This window comes from Streptomyces ovatisporus, from assembly GCF_042653885.1.
In the GTDB taxonomy this organism is placed as follows: domain Bacteria; phylum Actinomycetota; class Actinomycetes; order Streptomycetales; family Streptomycetaceae; genus Streptomyces; species Streptomyces ovatisporus.
The window spans coordinates 295,792-312,797 of record NZ_JBHSFH010000006.1; the positions used below are offsets into that span (position 1 = coordinate 295,792).

Genomic DNA, 17,006 nt, shown 5'->3' on the forward strand with positions numbered 1-17,006 from the left:
CAGGGGGCGGGCCCTGGAGGTTCCGGACCGCCGGTCCGCCCGGCGCGTTCACCGGCCGGGCGACAGCCGTCCCTGTGACGCGCGCTACGGACGCCGCTCCGCATGCGGGGGCTCCCCCAGCCGTGCCAGGGCCGCGCTGGTCATCGCCGTCACTCCCGTCGGGAGGCTCGTCCGCACGTCCGGGGCGAAATCCGGTGCGTGGTTCGCCGGCAGTGCGGCGAGCTTCTCGGCTGCGGTCTCCCCGGAGGCACGGGCGTACTGCGCCGCCCCCACGACGCCCAGCATCCAGTAGACCGTGGCGATGCCCTCCGCGCCGTGCAGCCGGCGGCCCGCGTCCCCGTACAGCGGGAAGTCCTCCGTGGCGAGAGTGGGCAGCCAGCCCGAGACCCGCTCCGGCCCGTACAGCTCCCGGTGGGCTGCGCGCACTGCTTCGGTCGCCGCCGGGTCGGTCAGTGTGACGGGCGAGCGGGAGACGACATCGATCTGCGGCTCCTCCGGGCAGCCGGACGCGGCGCACTCCGCTCGTACGATCCGCTCGACCGCCGCCGCGAGCCGGTCGAGTGACGCCTCGGAGAGGGCCCGCACGGTGATGCCGAGCACGGCCCGGTCGGCGATCACGTTGCTTCCCGAACCGGCGTGCAGCGAACCGACGTTGAGCACGGCCTGCTCCCCCGGCGCCGTCTCCCGCGCCACGACGCCCTGCAGCCTCAGCACGGCGGACGCCGCGGTCAGCAGCGGGTCGACGGCCAGGTGCGGAGCGCCGGCGTGACCGCCCCGCCCGTGGATCACCACGTTCATGGTCACGCTGCCTCCCAGCACCGGCGAGTGACCCGCGGGATCGGTGTGGGCGACCATGCCGGCGGGAAGCGGTGCGCTGTGCTGCGCGAGCACGGTGCCGGGCCGCGGGAACCGCTCGTACAGCCCGTCCTCCAGCATCGCCCGCGCACCTTCGAGGGTCTCCTCCGCGGGCTGCGCCACGACCAGCACCGTGCCGCGCCAGCTGTCCGCGGACCGTGCGAGCAGCGTCGCGGCACCAGCCAGGGCAGCGGTGTGCAGATCGTGGCCGCAGGCGTGCATGACCGGTCCCTCGGCGGCGTACGCGAGGCCGGTGCGCTCCCGCACCGGCAGAGCGTCCAGTTCGGCCCGCAGCATCACGCAGGGGCCCGAGCCGTTGTGCAGCACACCGACGACGCCGTGGCCGCCGACGCCCCGCGTGACCCGGTAGGGCTCCTGCTCCAGCCAGTCGGCGAACCGGGCGGCGGTGCGGCTCTCCCTGCCGGAGAGCTCGGGGTTCCTGTGCAGATCGAGATAGAAGGTCACCAGCGGCTTGAGGATGTCCTTCAGCCCCTGCAGGACGGGGGCTCTCTCGCCGGTGAAGGCGGCGGATCGGCTCACGCGGTCATCCTTTCAGCACGCCCGGCGCAGCGGCGCTCTCAGTCCGCTGACACGTGGTGTCAGTGAGGTGTCAGTGGAACATCGAGCCATCTGCCAGCGGCGTCGGCTGGAATGTCGGCACACCTCGCCACCGGTGGTACCTGTGGCCGACAGAAGGAGCCCCCATGACTGAGAAGTCCTCCCTCGCCTCGCTCGCCGACGAGATCCTGGAACTGGAGTCGGAGACCTTCGAGATCTCCGACTACTCGGATGCGAGCGAGGTCGTCCTCGCCGGTTCGACGAGCTGCTCGTCCACCTCGACCTGCTCCTCGACCACCAGCACCACCTCGTGCAGCGCCTGACGGACCCGGCCTGAGCAACACCGAGCCCGTGAACGGCTCTCTCCCGCGCGGAGAGAGCCGTTCGTGCGTAGTGGGCCGAGTGGCGCGTGTGAGGCGCTCAACGGCGCGCACAGGCGCCTTCCCGCCCCGCGCGCCGCTTCCCGTGTCCCCCTTCAACTGTCCGCGTCCGCCCGTCCGTTACGGGAAAGGGTGCGGGACCATGCGGATCTCGGCGTCCGTGAGATCCGTGGCACGCAGGCCCGCCCGCCGTGCCGCGGTGCGCAACCGCGGCATCAGCGGCGCGCGTTGGCGCCTCCAGCCGAAGTCGATGGGCAGCAGGCCGGGTACGACCGTGGCGACCGTGCACAGTCCGATGCGTTCCTGCTCGGGCGTCGTCTGGTCCACGACGATCACGTCGTGCCCCGCCCGTACGAGCTCGTCCCGGCACAGCGCGAGGTCGTCGGCCAGGTCGCCGGTGCGGGGCCGCCGCTGCTCCCACTCGCTCCACAGCGAGTCCGCCGTCCGCACACGCGGAGGCTCCAGGTACGTGCGCACGTGCCGGGTCATCCTGGGCAGGCCGTACAGCTGCGCGTGGTCCTTCAGGTGCAGCACCTTGCCGAAGTCGTCGGCCATCGCCTCCAGTTCGGCACGCCGCTCCGCCACCTGACGGGGCAGGTGCGGGATGTAGGTGAGGACCTCGGACAGCGCGCCCTCCAGCGCGGCCCGCGGATCGAGGCTCGCTCCGGCGCCGAAGGAGAAACTTCCGGGACCGCCGTCCCTGCGTACGGCCAGAGCGGTCACGACGGGGACGGCGAGGTCGATGCGGTTGTCGAAGGCGTGCACGTCGTAGCCCTGCATGGCCGCCCGCGCGGCCATCGCCGCCACGGGGCCGTCGCCGGCCGAGCGGAGGTCGATCTCGGTGAGGGGCGTGCCCCCGTACCAGGCGAGCAGGAACGCGTCCCGCTCGACGAGTTCGAGCAGCCCGCCCAGGACGGCCTCCTCCAGGCAGCTGCCGATGGCGCAACCATTGGAGCACTCGAAGACGAAGTTGTCGGCCGCCAGGCCGGCGCTGTAGTAGGCGAGGCGCGCGGGCACCAGGACGGGACGTTCGTCGCGCAGCGAGAAGCCCCACACCCACGGGATCTCGCGGTCCGGGTCGAAGGGGGCGACCATCGGGTCGTCACGGTAGGTCTCCGGTGCGTAGAAGCCGCATTCGGCCGGGTCGAGGGCCTGTTCGCGGATGTTGCTGTACGCCTCGGTCAACAGGGGGCCGCGCCGCCGCCGGTGGGTTCCGGCGTAGCGCTCCAGACCTTCCAGGAAGGCGAGTTCGCGGCTGGTGTCGAAGCCGTTCCCCTGGCCGCTCCAGGTGACGTCGGTCAGTCCCGCGTAGCCGCGCATGAAGACGCTGCCCGCCACGGGGGCCGTGGTGGGCGAGGTGACGTTGATCCAGGTGCCCGCGCCCAGCGCCCCGGTGACCGGATTGGCCAGGGCCTGAAGCGGCATCGGGTAGGAGGACGCCGGGCGCAGCCGGTAGGTGTCCGCGTCCGGTTTGGGCCGCGGGACCGGGCGCAGCCGGGCCGCCGCATCGGCGGTGTCCGGCTCGTACGGTCCGCATTCGGGACAGAGCGGTTCCGCGAGCAGCGGGAAGGTGCGTACCGCCAGGGTCTCCAGGTCGAGACGGGAGACCTGCGGCAGGGCACGGTCGGCCGGTGACTGCCCTCCGGGCTTCAACTCGCCACCCATGGCTGCCTCGTGGAGAGCCCACGCGGCGTCCAGCACGTGGGCCGGCAGCACGGGCCACTCCCCCGCGGCCCGCATGCCGCTGCCGGTCTCCAGTGCGTCCCGTTCGGTCCGGGTACGCAGCCGCTGCCAGCGCATGGCGAGGCAGCGTCCGCAGGCGGGGGCGGTGCCGTCGCCGCCCCACGGCCCCACCAGGACGGCCTGCGCGGTGAGCTGGACGGTGGCGGCGGGCCGCAGCGCCGCGTAGGGGTCCGCGGCCTCCTCCCCGCGGCCCGTGCCGGCCGCGGGGCCGCCGAGGACGTCGGCGGCCCCCAGCGGCACCACGAGGGGCGCGGACTCCCCGCCGCATCGCTCCTCCAGGGCGCTCTGGAGCCGGTCACGCGCAGCCTGCAGCGGACCGGCCGGTGCGGCCGCTGTGGTGCCGCCGGGGGCGGCCGTCGCGGTCATGCGCGGTTGCTCCAGCGGAAGGTCTTCAGGGAGACCGCGCCGAAGATGGCGGTGAAGACCACCAGACCGCCGCAGCCGAGCACGATGTCGCTCATGTCGCCCCGGCCGGAAAGTGCCGCGGAGACAGCGTCGTTGAGGTAGCGCAGCGGCAGGATCCGGGAGCCGGTCTGCAGCCAGTCGGGCAGCATGTCCATCGGCATGAACGAGCCCGACAGGAACGCCATGGGCACCATGAGGCAGTTGGCGATGGCGGCGACCGCCTCCGGGGTGTCGGCCAGGGAACCGATGACCACGCCGATGGTCAGGAACGCGGTGATCCCGAAGACCAGCACCGGAAGGGCCAGCGGCCAGCTGCTCTTCAGCTCCAGCCCGAAGGGCGGCAGGAGCGCGATGCCGACGAAGAGCACCGCCTGCACGACGCCGACGCCCAGTGCCAGGACGTAGCGGGAGCCCAGGACGGCCGGCAGTCTCGTCGGCGTCATCCTGATGAGCCGCAGCAGGTCGTCCCGGCGCCACTGCATGAGGGTGAACGCCACGCTGAAGACGGCCGCGTTGGCCACGCCCCACGACATCACGCCGGGGGCGATGTAGGAGATGTAGGGCCGCCCGGACGCCTTCACGTCCTGGCCGCTGAAGATCAGTCCGAAGACGACGAGGAAGATGAGCGGGAAGGCGAAGGTGAAGAAGAGAGTGGCCTTGTCCCTCACCTGGGCCCGGAATCCGGCTCCCGTCAGTGCTGCGTACGCGCTCATGCCTGCTGCTCCGTGTCGTTGTCGCCGTCCTGGCCGGTCCCCGCGAGGGAGCCGGTGAGTTCGAGGTAGACGTCCTCGAGGGTCGCGGTGCGCGTCTGTACGTCGCTGAGTCCCGCGAGCTTGTCGACCGCCGTGAGGACCTGCCCCGAAACCCGCGTCTCGAGGACGAGCGAACCCCCCTGCAGTTCCGCGCTGTCGACGCCTTCGATGCCCAGCGCCTCCTCGGGGCTCAGCCGCCCGGCGGGGATCATCAGACGGGTGGGCACCCCGGCCGAGGAGACGAGGTTGTGCGGCGTGTCCAGTGCGGCGATGCGGCCGTCGACCAGGATGGCCACCCGGTCGCACAGCGCTTCGGCCTCGTCGAGGTGATGGGTGGTGTAGACGATCGTGCGGCCCTGCCTCTTCAGGCCGCGCAGCACCTCCCACAGATCGCGCCGGGCCTGCGGGTCGAGGGCCGCCGTCGGCTCGTCCAGGAAGATCAGCTCCGGCCCGTGGACGAGGGCCGAGGCGATGGCCAGGCGCTGGCGCTGCCCTCCGGAGAGGTTCTCGACCATCACGTCGCGCCGGCCCGTCAGCCCGACGTCCTCCAGGGCGCTGTCGGCGGCCTCGCGGCCCACGCCGAACAGGGCGGCGACAGTGTTCAGATGCTCGCGGGCAGTCTGCCGCACGAAGAACGCCGACGACTGCGTCTGGACGCCCATGCGCGGCAGCAGTTCGACGTTGCGGGGCCACGGTGACTGCCCGAGGACGGTGACCTTCCCGGAGTCGGCCTCCCGCAGCCCCTCCATGATCTCCACCAGGGTGGTCTTGCCCGCTCCGTTGGGTCCGAGCAGGCCGAAGAACTCGCCCCGGCGCACCTGGAGGGACACCCCTGCCACGGCTTCGCGGCCGCCGTAGCGTTTGCGGATCTCCTCGATGAGGATCGTCGTCTGCGCTGCTGCTTCGTGCCGTTCGGCCGGCACGGCCCTTGCGTCGGTCATGTCTGTTCGTGCCCCTCGGTGCTGACAGTGCTCATGGTCGGTGCTCACGGGTGGTTCGCTTGCGGCTGGTCGGTCTCCGGCTGGTCGGACGCCGGTCGGCGTACTGGCTGGTCGGACGGCTGGCGGACGGCTAGGAAGAGGTCAGGAAGACGTACGCGGCGGCGGCCGCCCCGGTCAGCACGCAGCAGACAAGGACGGCGGAGCCGACCGCGTAGGCGGTGTAGAGAGTGCGGGCCCGGCGCGGGTAGGCGGCAGCGGCAGCTCGGTCACGCATCCGCAGCCTGAGATACCGGCCGCTCTCCGGGGCGTAGCGGGAGATCCGCAGAGCATGGCTGAGCATGGCGTAGCCGTCCAGAGGTGGCAGCGGAACAAGATTCACCAGCGCCTGGAAGCTGCCCAGGAGCAGCAGTCCGGAAAGGACCTTCCGGGTGGAGTCGTCCGGCGGCAGCGCGTACCACCACGCGGCTGCCGGCAGCAGGACCACCAGGTTCACGAACGCCCCCGCACCGGCGATGACGAGCTGGTGTCTCCGGTGCCGCAGATACACGTAGTCGCCGACGGTGCAGTACATGATCGCCAGCGGCAGACGCCAGCGGAGCCCGATCTCGTGGACGGTGGCCCCGTAGTGGCGGGCCGCGAGACCGTGCGCGAGCTCGTGCAGGGCGATGCTGAACCAGATGACGACGCACACCGCCAGCAGGGCCACCGGATGCTGTGCCAGCCACCACGTGTCCCGGCCCAACTCGCCCGCCCGAAACGCGAGAAGAACCTCCATGACCAGCGTCAGAGCGAGCAGCGGGAGCAGCACGACGGGCCGCAGCAGCGGACGCAGCGCACGGTGCAGCGCAGCTGTGGCCGCCTCCGCGTCGGCCACCATCCGCACCCGGCCCCGCAGAACGCCGCCCACGACCATGCCACCGCCCTCCGGCGGGACCCGGGACGCCGGCTGCCGGGCGGCCGGGCCGGGCCCCGGAGCGCCCGGTCCCGGAGCGCCGGGTCCCGGAGCGCCCGCGAGGAGACCCCGGCTGCCGAGAAGTCCCAGCAGCTGCCGCCAGTTGGCCTCGCCCAGCCGCTTGCCGAAGTGCTGCGCGTACTCCGCCCCGATCTCTTCGAGGGTGCGCCCGCCGTCCAGCCGGGAGATGAGGAAGCACTCCTTCGCGCCGACCTCGAACGATCCCCCGGTGTGCGGGTTCTTGACCAGGTGGACCGTCGAGGCGGCGCGCAGCAGCGGTGGGCTGACGAGCACGTCCGGCCTGAGCGCGGGCCGCTGCGCGAGCATCCCGGACGGTTCGACGGTTCCGGAGGATTCCACGGTCATGGCCCCACCGCCGGGGCGGTCGGTCCGGCCTCCCCGTCGAGGTCCTCGCGCAGGACCCGGCCGAGGACGTGGGCGAGGTACGCCTCGTCCCTGATCGTCACGTGCAGGCGGTTGTTGGTCATATGCATGTACGGCGAGAGGAGCGTCGGCAGCACATGCGCCAGATCGGTGGTGGGCTCGGCGTCCTCGTCCTCGGGCGAGGCGAAGACCAGCAGGCCGCTGCCGGCCGACGACACCACGCGCGAGCGCAGTTCGAGGCAGTGCTGCGACCAGCCCTGCAGGAACGCGGGGAGCCGGACCGGCTCACCGGCTCCGCCGGCCGTTCCTCCTTCGCGGTCCGCGCGCATCGCTGCGACTGCTTCGCGGATCTCCCGGTAGCGGCGGCGCAGTCCGGGCGCGGTCTCGGCGTAGTTGCGGTCGTACTCCTTGGAGCCGATGAACCCGGTGCCGGGGAAGGCCCTGTGCCAGAACTCGTAGTACTGGTCCAGGTAGTCGGCCTGCTTGCGGGCGTCGGGCAGGAAGCAGCTGAGCATGACCATCATCAACTGCGCCGAGGTGCCCAGCAGCACGGTGCGCAGATGCAGGTTCATGGTGCTGAAGGCGTCCATCACCAGGTCGCTGGAGTGCGCGAAGTGCCACTCGGCGAGCTCGACCCCGGCCGGGCCGCCGTACTTGGTGTACTCGGGCGAATAGGGCTCCCACGAACGGGAGTTGTTGGGGCGCAGGTTCATGCGGCCGTCCTCGCCCATGAAGTCGCCGCGGTCACCGTGCGGGAACTCGATCTCGAACAGCGCGTTGTAGAACTCGTTCAGGAAGCCGGTGTCCACCTCGTAGAGCGCCGGGCGGGACCGCAGGAAGGCGTCGACCGCCTCCTCCGCGCGGCGGCGCACCTCGCCGGTCGCCTCCGGGCAGGCGGGCTTCAGCCGGAGGCGTACATGTGGCCCTTCGAGCCAGTAGTTGAGGAAGAAGTGCCCGGCGAGCAGGCCGTCCTCCCGCAGGGAGGCGATCAGAGGGCGTATGCAACTGACCAGCAGGGGCTGCGGGTTGGCGGCGTAGAAGATGTGGAGCGGCTGCCATTCGCCCGGGGTCACGGCGCCCCGGTCCGCTTCGGTGCCGCCACCGGTCGCGGGGGCCGCCGCTGCTGCGTGCGTGGTGGGCTGGGGCTGCGACATCAGAGCACGTCCTTCGCGGGTCTTCTCGAAGTGAAGGTCTCGACGGACAGTTCGGCGACGTGACCGCCCCGCGAGGAGCGCACGTGCAGGCCGTCCTCGGTGGGGAGCATCTCGCGCAGGACGATCCGGTCTGCCTCGTTCCTGACCAGGGCTTCGAAGGCGGTCAGGGACAGCGGGCTGTCGAAGTCGACGCAGCTGGGCTTGGCACCGGCGCCTCCCCGGCCGTCCGATCCGCCGGTGACGGTCGCGAACACCCGGGCGGGCAGGGTGTGCAGGCGGCGCCAGCGCTGCCAGCCGAGGAACCACTCCGCGTCGGACACGCCGGGCTGCTGACGGACGGGGAGCCGGGCGGCGGTCGTGGTCCAGCTGCGCCGGCTGAGCACGAGACTGCCGTAGCGCACCCGGGGACGCACCGTCACGCCCTCGCGAGGCTCTGCCTCCGGCACGCCGCCCCAGACGTCGGCGCGGGCCATGGACGACGGTGAGAGCAGCAGCAGGGTGCGCGGGATCTCCGGCAGCGCCAGCGGCACCAGGTAGCCGAGGTAGACGGGGATCACTTCACGGTCCAGCCGCCGTGAGCGCAGCAGCAGCCGGTCGGCGTCCTCGTCGTGCTCGACGTACAGGTCGTCCAGGTGGAGGCGGGCCTCCTCCGGGACGGTGGAGGTCTCGCCGGGGCAGACGATCTCGTAATCGGTGAGCCTGCCGTGCAGGTTGAGGTTGCTGGTGACGGGGCCGCCGGTGACTTCCGCCAGTACCGCGCCGGGCGGGGTGACTTGCGCGGCGGTCTTCCGCAGCGCCACCGACAGACCGGACGGGGAGGGCTCGGCGCTCGCGTCCGGGGCGGAGTGCCCGCCGGCGCCGTCGTAGAGGTGCGTGAACCGGCTGAAGGGGAACGCGAGCCCGCCGTAGGAGCGGTTGACCACGACGAGCGGATCGGCGCCGTCCTCGGACGCGATCTGGAGATGGTGGCTCTGCGGGGCGAAGTCGGATGCCACAGAGGTCAGTTCGGCGGCCGTCTCTTCCAGGTGCGCGCGCTGCAGGAAGAGTTCGGACGCGTCGCCGCGGTCCGCCCACAGCTTGCGCATCCGGTCGGTGAAGAGACGGCGAGCGGAGTCCACGGCCTTGATGCCGGGCAGGCCCAGCCAGTTCTCCTCCGGCACGTACTCGCCCTGGTCGTCGTACGCGCGGCGCTTGGCGGTGAAGGAGAGGTACTGGTCGAAGAAGTCCTCGTGGAAGTCGTGCACGAGGCCGAGCAGGTCCTCGCACCGTCCGCCGCGGCCGTACCGGGCGAGGAAGAAGCCCTTGAAGGTGACACGCTGGGGCAGCGTCAGGTCGAAGGCGGGCAGGACGCTCTCCAGCGTCCGCAGATCCTCGCCGACCCGCCCCTGCCACGCGGGCCACCGGCACTCCAGGTCCTGTCCGGCGGCCGTGTCCTCGTAGAGGACGGTCTGCGGCAGGCTCGGTTCCGCTGCGCCGAGCTGCCGCTGCAGGCCGTGCAGCCCCTCGCGCAGTTCGCGCAGGAGTCCGGCGCGCCGGGCCACGTCCGCCGCGGGGAAGGCCGCGACGGCTTCCGCCGTGGCGTCGAGTCCGTCCGCGATCCGGTCGGCCCAGGAACGGCCCAGCGTCCGCAGCGCCTCCTGGAAGGAGCGCAGCGGGTCCGGGCTGTGCACGTCGGTCTCCAGACACGGCACCCTGATCATGCCGAGCTGCAGCAGGGCCGCCAGATACGTCTCGCACTGCTCGGGCGGTGCGTCGTGCTCGCTGCCGAGCCACTCGGCCAGTTCCCGGTAACGCAGTTCGGGTCGGCCCTCGAACAGGGCGAGCAGCCGGTCGAGGATTCCGCTGCGGCGCAGGAAGAAGAGCCGGTCCTTCACCGCGTCGAAGGTCACGGTCGCCTCGTCGTCGCCGGCGGTGACCCAGCGCCGTACGTAGCGGACCCTGTCCTCGTCCCGTCCCCAGCCGGAGGCGAGCCGCACGGGAAGGTCCGCGCGGCGGGCGGGGTCGGCCAGGACGAGTTCGGCGAGGCGGCCGAGCACGAGCACGTTGAGCCGGGCGCGGCTCTCCCAGACGTCGGGCAGCCGGACCGCCGCATCGCCGCTGCTGTGCTCCCCGGCCCCGGCAGCGGGCAGGAACAGCCCGGTGGCGACTCCGGTGAAGGTGCTGAAGGGGCTGGTCTTGCAGGCTGTCCGGTACAGGTAGGACAGCAGCGAGCGTTCGACCTTGCGTGTCCGCTTGTCGGGGCGTGCGCCTGTGACCGGCTTGCGCAGGTAGCCCTCCAGCTGGCCGTCCAGCGTCGGCGAGGCCAGCAGCAGGCCGCGCCGCAGCCGCTCCTCACCCACCAGCTCCCGCAGGGCGGCGCGGCTGCGGTCGAGGTCCGCGGCGAGCAACTGCTCTCCCTCGACGCGTAGTTGTTCGAGCCGGCGGCGCCGCTCGAGCCAGTCGCCGACCTGCCGTCCCGCGTCTTCGTCGAGGCCGGTGATGAACTCCGCGGCGGCGTCCGGGGCGGCGGGGAGACGGTTGTTGAAGATCTCCCGGCGCAGCGAGAGCAGCCGGCGCCGGCGCTGGTCCCCTTCGCCGCGTACGGCGGTGTCCGTGGTGGTGACCAGCGCGTGCAGGACGTCGGACAGCTCGGCCGCCCGTTCGCGCAGCCGGTCCTCCTCCGTCAGCACCCGGTCGGCCCACCGGCAGCTGTCGGGGCAGCGCAGCGCGTGGACGGACTCGGCCGGCAGTCCGGCGACCCGGAGCATGAAGCGCTGCCCGGGTTCCCAGGACGTGGTCACAGAGGTCATGGCGTTTTCCCTCATCGCCGTCAGGCGATCTCGTGGCGGAAGTCGGCGGGCCGGGGCCGCTCGTGGCCGAGCAGCATGATCAGCAGCGGCGTCTCCCCGGTGCGTTCCAGGCGCAGCCGCTCGATGTACGAGACGTTGTCGAAGCCCAGTGCGACGCCGGAGCCGAGACCGAGCGCGGTGCAGACGGTGTAGAAGGCCTGCGAGACGGCTCCCGTGGTGGCTCCGTACAGGCGGTATCCGCGGTCGCCGACGGCGTCGAGGACCGCTGTCGTCCGGACGGTGGGGACGAGCACCGCGCCGCTCTGTTCGAGGTTGTAGTTGGCGAGGAAGTAGTTGCGCTGGAGGAACTCGCCGTGCGGGCCCGGCACCACGAGCCGCAGCGCGTGGGCGTCGCCGTCGTACTCGTAGGCACCCGGCTCGATGCCCTCCACGTGGTTGACGAAGGCGTACAGCTTGATCAGCCGCCTGCCGCCCGGGGGTTCGGCGTCGGTCTCCAGCGAGACTCCGGCGGAGGCCGCCAGGGCGGTGCCCAACTGCTCGGCGGTTACCGGGCGTTCGGCGTCGAAGCGGCCGAAGCTGCTGCGGCGGCGGCGCAGGGCGTCCCGCACGGTCACCGGTTCCGTACGGGGCGGCGGGAGCGGGAGGGGATCGCCCGTCCCGGGGAGCGGGACGGCTTCGGCGGCGGCGAGCGCTCCGGGAGCGGGCCGGGCGTCCGGGTCCGCGGCGGTCGCTTCGCGTACGCGCTCCAGGATGTCGAACGCGAGCACCTTGCGGGACAGTTCGACGTCCTTGTGACGGACCGACGGAGCAGGGGCGGCAGCCGCTCCGGGTACGGCGGGACGCGCGGGGGCCGTCGCGCCGCCCTCCCCGGACTCGCGCGGCTCCCATGAGAGCGGCACGACGGCGAAGACGCCCTCTTCCTCCTCGGCCGTCCCCAGCAGCCGGTTCAGCCGGGGCTCGTCGAACCACATCGCCGGCTCGATCCGCAGCCCGCGTGCCCGTGCCCACATGCGCCAGCTCTGCAGGACGGTGCCGATGTCCATGCTGACGACATGGAAGGAGAAGCTGTTGTACTTGAAGGAGTTCTGCCAGTACTTGACGCCCAGGATCAGGAACTGGTCGGTCTGCGGGCCCGGTTCGCCGCAGCCGGTCGCCTCCCGCACGTGGCCCGTCACGTCGCCTGTCAGCAACCGCTGCACGGCGTGCTGTTGGTTCGCGTAGTAGTAGACCCCCGGCGTGAGCGGTCCGCTGGGACCGCAGGCCCAGTAGATGCTGACGGGGTAGAGCCCTCCCCCGGAGGCCGTTCCGCGCGACCAGTTCGTCCGGGTGTAGTGCGGCAGTGCGGCGAGGTCGCTGTTGGCCTGTACGCCCAGGCGCCGGCCGACCAGCCCGTAGGAGTCCTGCAGCATCCCCGACAGCAGCGGCAGCGTGAAGGGGCTCTCGGGGAGCGGCTGCCGGCCGGGCAGGCAGCCGGCTTCGGCGCTCGCTCCGGACGGGTAGTCCGTCGCGGGCAGCGGGAAGGACTCGACTCCGGGGTAGAACTTGCCCTTCCTCGGGCGGTCAGCCCAGTCGGGAACGAAGTCGGCCGGCTCCATCGGCACTCTGGCGCGGTGCTTGATGGCGTCCGCGTAGTCACGGGCATATCCCACGGGAGACACTCCTCTCTCTGGACGGACGGTCAGGGGAAGGGATGGGGCGCCGGGTTGAGGTCCGCAGGACCGACGTCCTCCTCGCGCAGTCCCGCCTCCCGCAGCGCCGTGCGCATCCTCGGCATGGTGCGCGCCCGCTGCCGGGACCAGCCGAAGTCGATGGGCAGCAGCCCCGGTACGAGGACGCTGACGGTGTGCAGCCCGAGCATGCGCTGCTCGGGCAGGGTCTGGTCGACGGCGACCACGTCGAAGCCCGCCGCCGTCACCGTCTCCACGCAGCGCCCCAGCTCCTCGCGGATGTCACGGACGCCGCCCGCTTCCCCTCCGCGGTCCGCTCCGGCCCAGCGGAGGTCCGTGACACGGAGTCCGGCCGCACGTCCGGTGCGAGGGTGCAGCAGGAAGTCGGCGTACCGGCCCATCTCCGGTATGCCGTACAGCAGCGGGTGGTCGTGCAGGGCAGTGACCCGGCTGAAGTCCTCCGACATGGCGCGCAGCCGTGCCTCGTCCTTCTCGGTGCGGCCCGGCAGGTTGACGGCGTCGGTGGCGATCTCGCACAGCGCGCCGTCGAGCGCGGCCTCCGGGTCCAGCCCGGCGCCTGCTCCGAAGCACATGCGGCCGGGACCGCCGTCGAACCGTTCGGCGACACCGGTGATCACGGGTACCGGGAAGGTGATGCGGGTGTCGAAGAAGCGGGCGCGGTAGCCGTACATCTCCAGCCGGTCGACCATGTGCCTGGTCGCCGGACGTTCGCTGGTCGAGGGGTCGATCTCCGGCAGCGGCTGCATCCCGTACCAGGCGAGCAGGAACGCGTCGCGCTCCAGGACCTCCATCAGGCCGAAGTAGACCGCCTCCTCCAGCGAACCGCCCGAGGCACAGCCGTTGGAGCTCTCCTGCACGAAGCGGTTCTCGAGTCCCGGCGCGTGGTAGTACGTCAGCACCTCGGGCACCAGGCGCGGAGCCCCGTCCCGGAGGGAGTAGCCCCACACCCAGGGGATCTCACGGTCGGGAGTGAAGGGAACCACCCGGGGGTTGGCGCGGTAGAACTCCCGGGAGTACAGCCCGACGACGCGGGGGTCCACCGCGAGCTCCCCGAACTCCTCCAGTGTTCCCTTCACTTGGGTGACCTTGGCCCGTGCCCGCATCCCCGCGTAGCGCTCCAGCCCCTCCAGCACTCCGATGCGGGCGCTCGCGCGGAACGAGTCGGCGTGGCCGCCCCAGAACGTCTCGCGGAGATACTCGCCCGAACGCATCGAGAAGCAGCCGATGGTCGCCGAGGTCGACGTGGACGAGACGTCGTGCACGACGGAGGGTCCCAGCGCCCCGCACACCGGATTGGCGAACGCCGCCACGTCGATGTCGTAGTCGTCCAGCGAACGCACCCTGAACGAGCCGGACTTGTACTCGGGCGCCGCCCGCAGGGCCATCCGCGCCGCTTCCTCGTCGTCGGCCGCGGGCGTCCCGCACTCAGGGCACTGCGGGTCGGGGACGAGGGGGTAGTGGCGGACGGTCAGGGCGCGCAGGTCCAGCAGGTGCACCTCCGGGAAGAGACCGGGCCCCTCGTCGCCGTCCACGGCTCCGGCCGTCGCCCGTCCCCCGGGACGGCGCCGTGCGGCACGGTCCCGTACGGCCGTGACGAGCGCCGCGACGGCATCCACCGCGAAGGGCGTGGCGTAGGGCCACTCCCCCGCCGCGTGGGTCGCGCCGCCGGTCTCCAGCGCGTCGCGCAGGGACACCGAGCGCACGGACTGCCAGCGCCGGGCCAGACAGCGGGGACAGGCACGGACGGCGCCACCGTCCTCCTCGCTCTGCCGGACGGGGCCGACGAGGACGTGCTGCCCGTAGACGTGCACGGGTACCGCACCGGCGTCGTGAGGCTGCGGGCCGCCCTCCGCGGCGGCGAACTCGTCCCGGCTGCCCAGCACTGCGACCGACGCCTCGGCCCCGTCCAGCCGGGACAGGCTCCGGGCGAGCATAGCGGTGAGCGCCGGCACCGGAGCCGGTTCCCGCCCGGCACCCGGCGGACGGGCCGGGGCCGCGCTAGCCGCCATGACCGGCGCCCCGGGTGAGCAGCACGCGGACGGTGCTGATGCCGGCGCTCTGCAGGTCGGCGGAGCCGGTGGGCACCACCAGCGCGTCCCGGCCCGCCTCGCGCAGTCTCTCCAGGACGTCGGACCACGCCACGGGTTCACCGGCTCCGGAAGTGAACGTTCCGGGACCGTCCTCGGCCGGGAGGGCACTCGGTGCGAGATCCCGCAGCAGCGGATCACCGGTGTCGGCCGCCGCGGCGTGCTCCTCGCGGCTCAGCTGTATCCGTCCGAGCAGGTCCCGGAGGGCCGCCGCCGCGGCGCCGCTCCGGCTGGTCTCGCTTCCCACGGCCCACTCACCTTCGGCGTGGGCGAGGAGCACGTGCACTCCGCTGCGGCTCTCCTCCCGGAGGTCCAGCAGCTCCCACCGGAGGCCGAGCTGGTCCAACGAGCGTGCGAGGAAGGTGATTTCAGCGTCCGCACCGGTGTCCGCACCGGTGTCCGCACCGGCGTCTGCAGCCTCACCCGCGCCCCCCTGCCCGATCCGGACCCGCAGCGCCGCGGCGCCCCGCAGGGTCCGCAGCAGCGCGTCGTGGGCCAGTGCGGAGAGCAGACCGCGGGCCGCCGCACCCGCCGGCGACGCACCGGCACCGGTACCCGCGCTCGTCGCCTCGAAGAGCCGGGCGGAGTTGGCCGGCGTGAAGGTGCGGACGGCGGCGGCGGGCACGAGGACCTGCTCCTTGCCGACCAGCGATGTCGCCACAGCCCAGGCGGCCACGCCGGTCTCGGGCCCCCCTGCGCCACTGGCGGTCGTCAGCTGCCCGGGCGCCACGGCGGGCATCGACTCGCGCGCCGCGTCGAGCCGTTCACCCGTGACCAGCGGGCCGGAGGGGACGACGTGCTCCGCGTAGACCGCTGCTGCCGCGTTCAGCGCGCGCATGCGGGCACCGGCCACGTGGTGCACGTCGAAGGCCGCGATGCTTCGCAAGTGGCCGTGGCCGACGCCGAGTTCGACGATTCCGGCCTTGAGCGGGAGCTGGGTCAGCGCCTCGTCGGCGAACCTTTTGAACACCCCGGCGTGCTCCCGTACCAGGACGGAACGCCGGTTCAGCTCCTCGACGAGGCCGTCGGCCTCCCGGGCGGTCGCCACGCTCGGCATGGGCACCCCGCCGGCGTCGGCCGCGGCCAGGTCGAAGGTGCCGGCCTCGCCCGCGGGCCGCGCCGCCGCGGCGACGGAAGCGGAACCGTCGGCCGTCGAGCACAAGGTGCAGCGGGGATGCGGCAGCAGGGGCTCCGAGGTGACGTCGAGCGAGGCCATGTCCTGGACGATCAGCTGACCGTCGGTCTCGGCCCGCAGCGCCCCGGTGGTGAACCGGAAGACCTCGTAGCCGAGCATGTTGCCCGTCATCGCGGCGAGCGGTCCGCCGGGGGTTCCACCCGCCGGAACGGCACCGGGCATGGCCAGAGCGCTCCACACGTCGGCCGCGGCGGCGGCCCCCTCGCCCGCCCCCAGGCGCAGCACGGCGCACGAGAAGCATCCGCTGCGGCCCCGCGCCATCAGCGGTCCCACGACGGCCTGTTGCCCGTAGGACCACGCGGCGATGACGGCAGGCCCGTCCGGAATCCCCGCCTTCAGCAGGGGGAAGAGCCGCTGCGCCGCCAGCGGGCCTCCGGTGACCAGGACGACGTCGTACGAGTCGAGGCCGGCCCAGCTGTGGCCGTCCGGGGAGCCGGCCGCGTCCCGGTCACCGGGCAGTGTGGTGAGCCGCACCGGGCATCCGTCGGCAGCGGCCTCGGCGGCCTCCTTGTCGATCTCCGGCCGTTCGAGCCCGGGAAGCACGCCGATCGCCGAACTGCCGTTGCGTATCAGGCTCAGCACGCACCAGCGGGCGACGTCGTCCTCGCCCAGGACGGCCACGCGGGAACCGCGGTACCGCTGGAAGCGCCGCTGGGCGTCGTCGGCGTAGTGGTCGACGTAGGAGATCTGCGCGGCGAAGCGGCGTGCGGCGTCCGGTGAGGGGAAGCCCTCGTCGCCGGGCCGGCCCGTGGGTTCGGGCACGTCGCGTGCGAAGCCCCGGGCGTAGAGCGTCCTGACCAGCTCGCCGAGCATGGCGCGTTGTCTCTCGCCGAAGCCCTCGCTGATCTCGCTCACCGAATGCTGCCCGTTCAGGTGCGGGACGATCAGAGTGGCGAACCTGTACGCCGACTTGGCGGTGAGCTGGAATCCGCCGTCGGCGTTGTGGAAGAGCACCCCTTCCGGAGTCTCGGTGTAGAGCACGTCGCGGCGGATACGTGGACGCGTCGCGGCTACGGCTTCGTAGGCGGCTGTTGCCATGTTGTGGGACACCCCTGCTTGGTCGGGCGCCGTCGGGCGCGGTCGAGGCGGCTGCGCGGTCGGTGCGATGTGGCCGGAAGGGCCG

At 72.5% G+C, this 17,006-nt stretch carries 11 protein-coding genes; 1 reads left to right on the forward strand and 10 read right to left on the reverse strand.

Annotated features, from left to right (window positions below; translation table 11 throughout):
- Positions 1-84: 84 nt before the first annotated feature.
- The gene (locus ACFPA8_RS12540) at positions 85-1,395 is read right to left on the reverse strand and encodes an amidohydrolase (protein ID WP_386446952.1); all 1,311 of its coding nucleotides are present in this window, start codon (positions 1,393-1,395) and stop codon (positions 85-87) included.
- Between the two features lie 164 nt (positions 1,396-1,559).
- Between ACFPA8_RS12540 and ACFPA8_RS12545 the strand changes: the two genes are divergently transcribed.
- The gene (locus tag ACFPA8_RS12545) at positions 1,560-1,736 is read left to right on the forward strand and encodes a thiazolylpeptide-type bacteriocin (RefSeq protein ID WP_045862230.1); all 177 of its coding nucleotides are present in this window, start codon (positions 1,560-1,562) and stop codon (positions 1,734-1,736) included.
- A gap of 177 nt (positions 1,737-1,913) precedes the next feature.
- Here the strand turns inward: ACFPA8_RS12545 and ACFPA8_RS12550 are convergent, their stop codons facing one another.
- From ACFPA8_RS12550 to ACFPA8_RS12590, 9 genes are all read right to left on the reverse strand, one after another.
- The gene (locus tag ACFPA8_RS12550; protein WP_386446955.1) at positions 1,914-3,902 is read right to left on the reverse strand and encodes a TOMM precursor leader peptide-binding protein; all 1,989 of its coding nucleotides are present in this window, start codon (positions 3,900-3,902) and stop codon (positions 1,914-1,916) included.
- Entirely contained in the window at positions 3,899-4,654 is a 756-nt protein-coding gene (locus tag ACFPA8_RS12555) for an ABC transporter permease (protein WP_386446958.1), read from the reverse strand. The genes ACFPA8_RS12550 and ACFPA8_RS12555 overlap by 4 nt, the downstream gene beginning before the upstream one ends.
- Positions 4,651-5,634: an ABC transporter ATP-binding protein gene (locus ACFPA8_RS12560; RefSeq protein ID WP_386446961.1), complete on the reverse strand. Its 984-nt coding sequence runs from the start codon at positions 5,632-5,634 to the stop codon at positions 4,651-4,653. The genes ACFPA8_RS12555 and ACFPA8_RS12560 overlap by 4 nt, the downstream gene beginning before the upstream one ends.
- A 130-nt stretch (positions 5,635-5,764) precedes the next feature.
- Entirely contained in the window at positions 5,765-6,952 is a 1,188-nt protein-coding gene (locus ACFPA8_RS12565) for a metalloprotease (RefSeq protein ID WP_386446964.1), read from the reverse strand.
- On the reverse strand, positions 6,949-8,124 hold the full coding sequence (locus tag ACFPA8_RS12570) for a lantibiotic dehydratase C-terminal domain-containing protein (protein ID WP_386446967.1): 1,176 nt from the start codon (positions 8,122-8,124) through the stop codon (positions 6,949-6,951). The genes ACFPA8_RS12565 and ACFPA8_RS12570 overlap by 4 nt, the downstream gene beginning before the upstream one ends.
- On the reverse strand, positions 8,124-10,913 hold the full coding sequence (locus ACFPA8_RS12575; protein ID WP_386446969.1) for a lantibiotic dehydratase: 2,790 nt from the start codon (positions 10,911-10,913) through the stop codon (positions 8,124-8,126). The genes ACFPA8_RS12570 and ACFPA8_RS12575 overlap by 1 nt, the downstream gene beginning before the upstream one ends.
- A 20-nt stretch (positions 10,914-10,933) precedes the next feature.
- Positions 10,934-12,562: a nitroreductase family protein gene (locus tag ACFPA8_RS12580; protein ID WP_386446972.1), complete on the reverse strand. Its 1,629-nt coding sequence runs from the start codon at positions 12,560-12,562 to the stop codon at positions 10,934-10,936.
- 29 nt (positions 12,563-12,591) lie between these two features.
- Positions 12,592-14,535, reverse strand: coding sequence for a TOMM precursor leader peptide-binding protein (locus ACFPA8_RS12585; protein WP_386446975.1), 1,944 nt, complete (start codon positions 14,533-14,535; stop codon positions 12,592-12,594).
- Between the two features lie 64 nt (positions 14,536-14,599).
- Positions 14,600-16,921: a TOMM precursor leader peptide-binding protein gene (locus tag ACFPA8_RS12590; RefSeq protein WP_386446977.1), complete on the reverse strand. Its 2,322-nt coding sequence runs from the start codon at positions 16,919-16,921 to the stop codon at positions 14,600-14,602.
- Between the last annotated feature and the right edge of the window lie 85 nt (positions 16,922-17,006).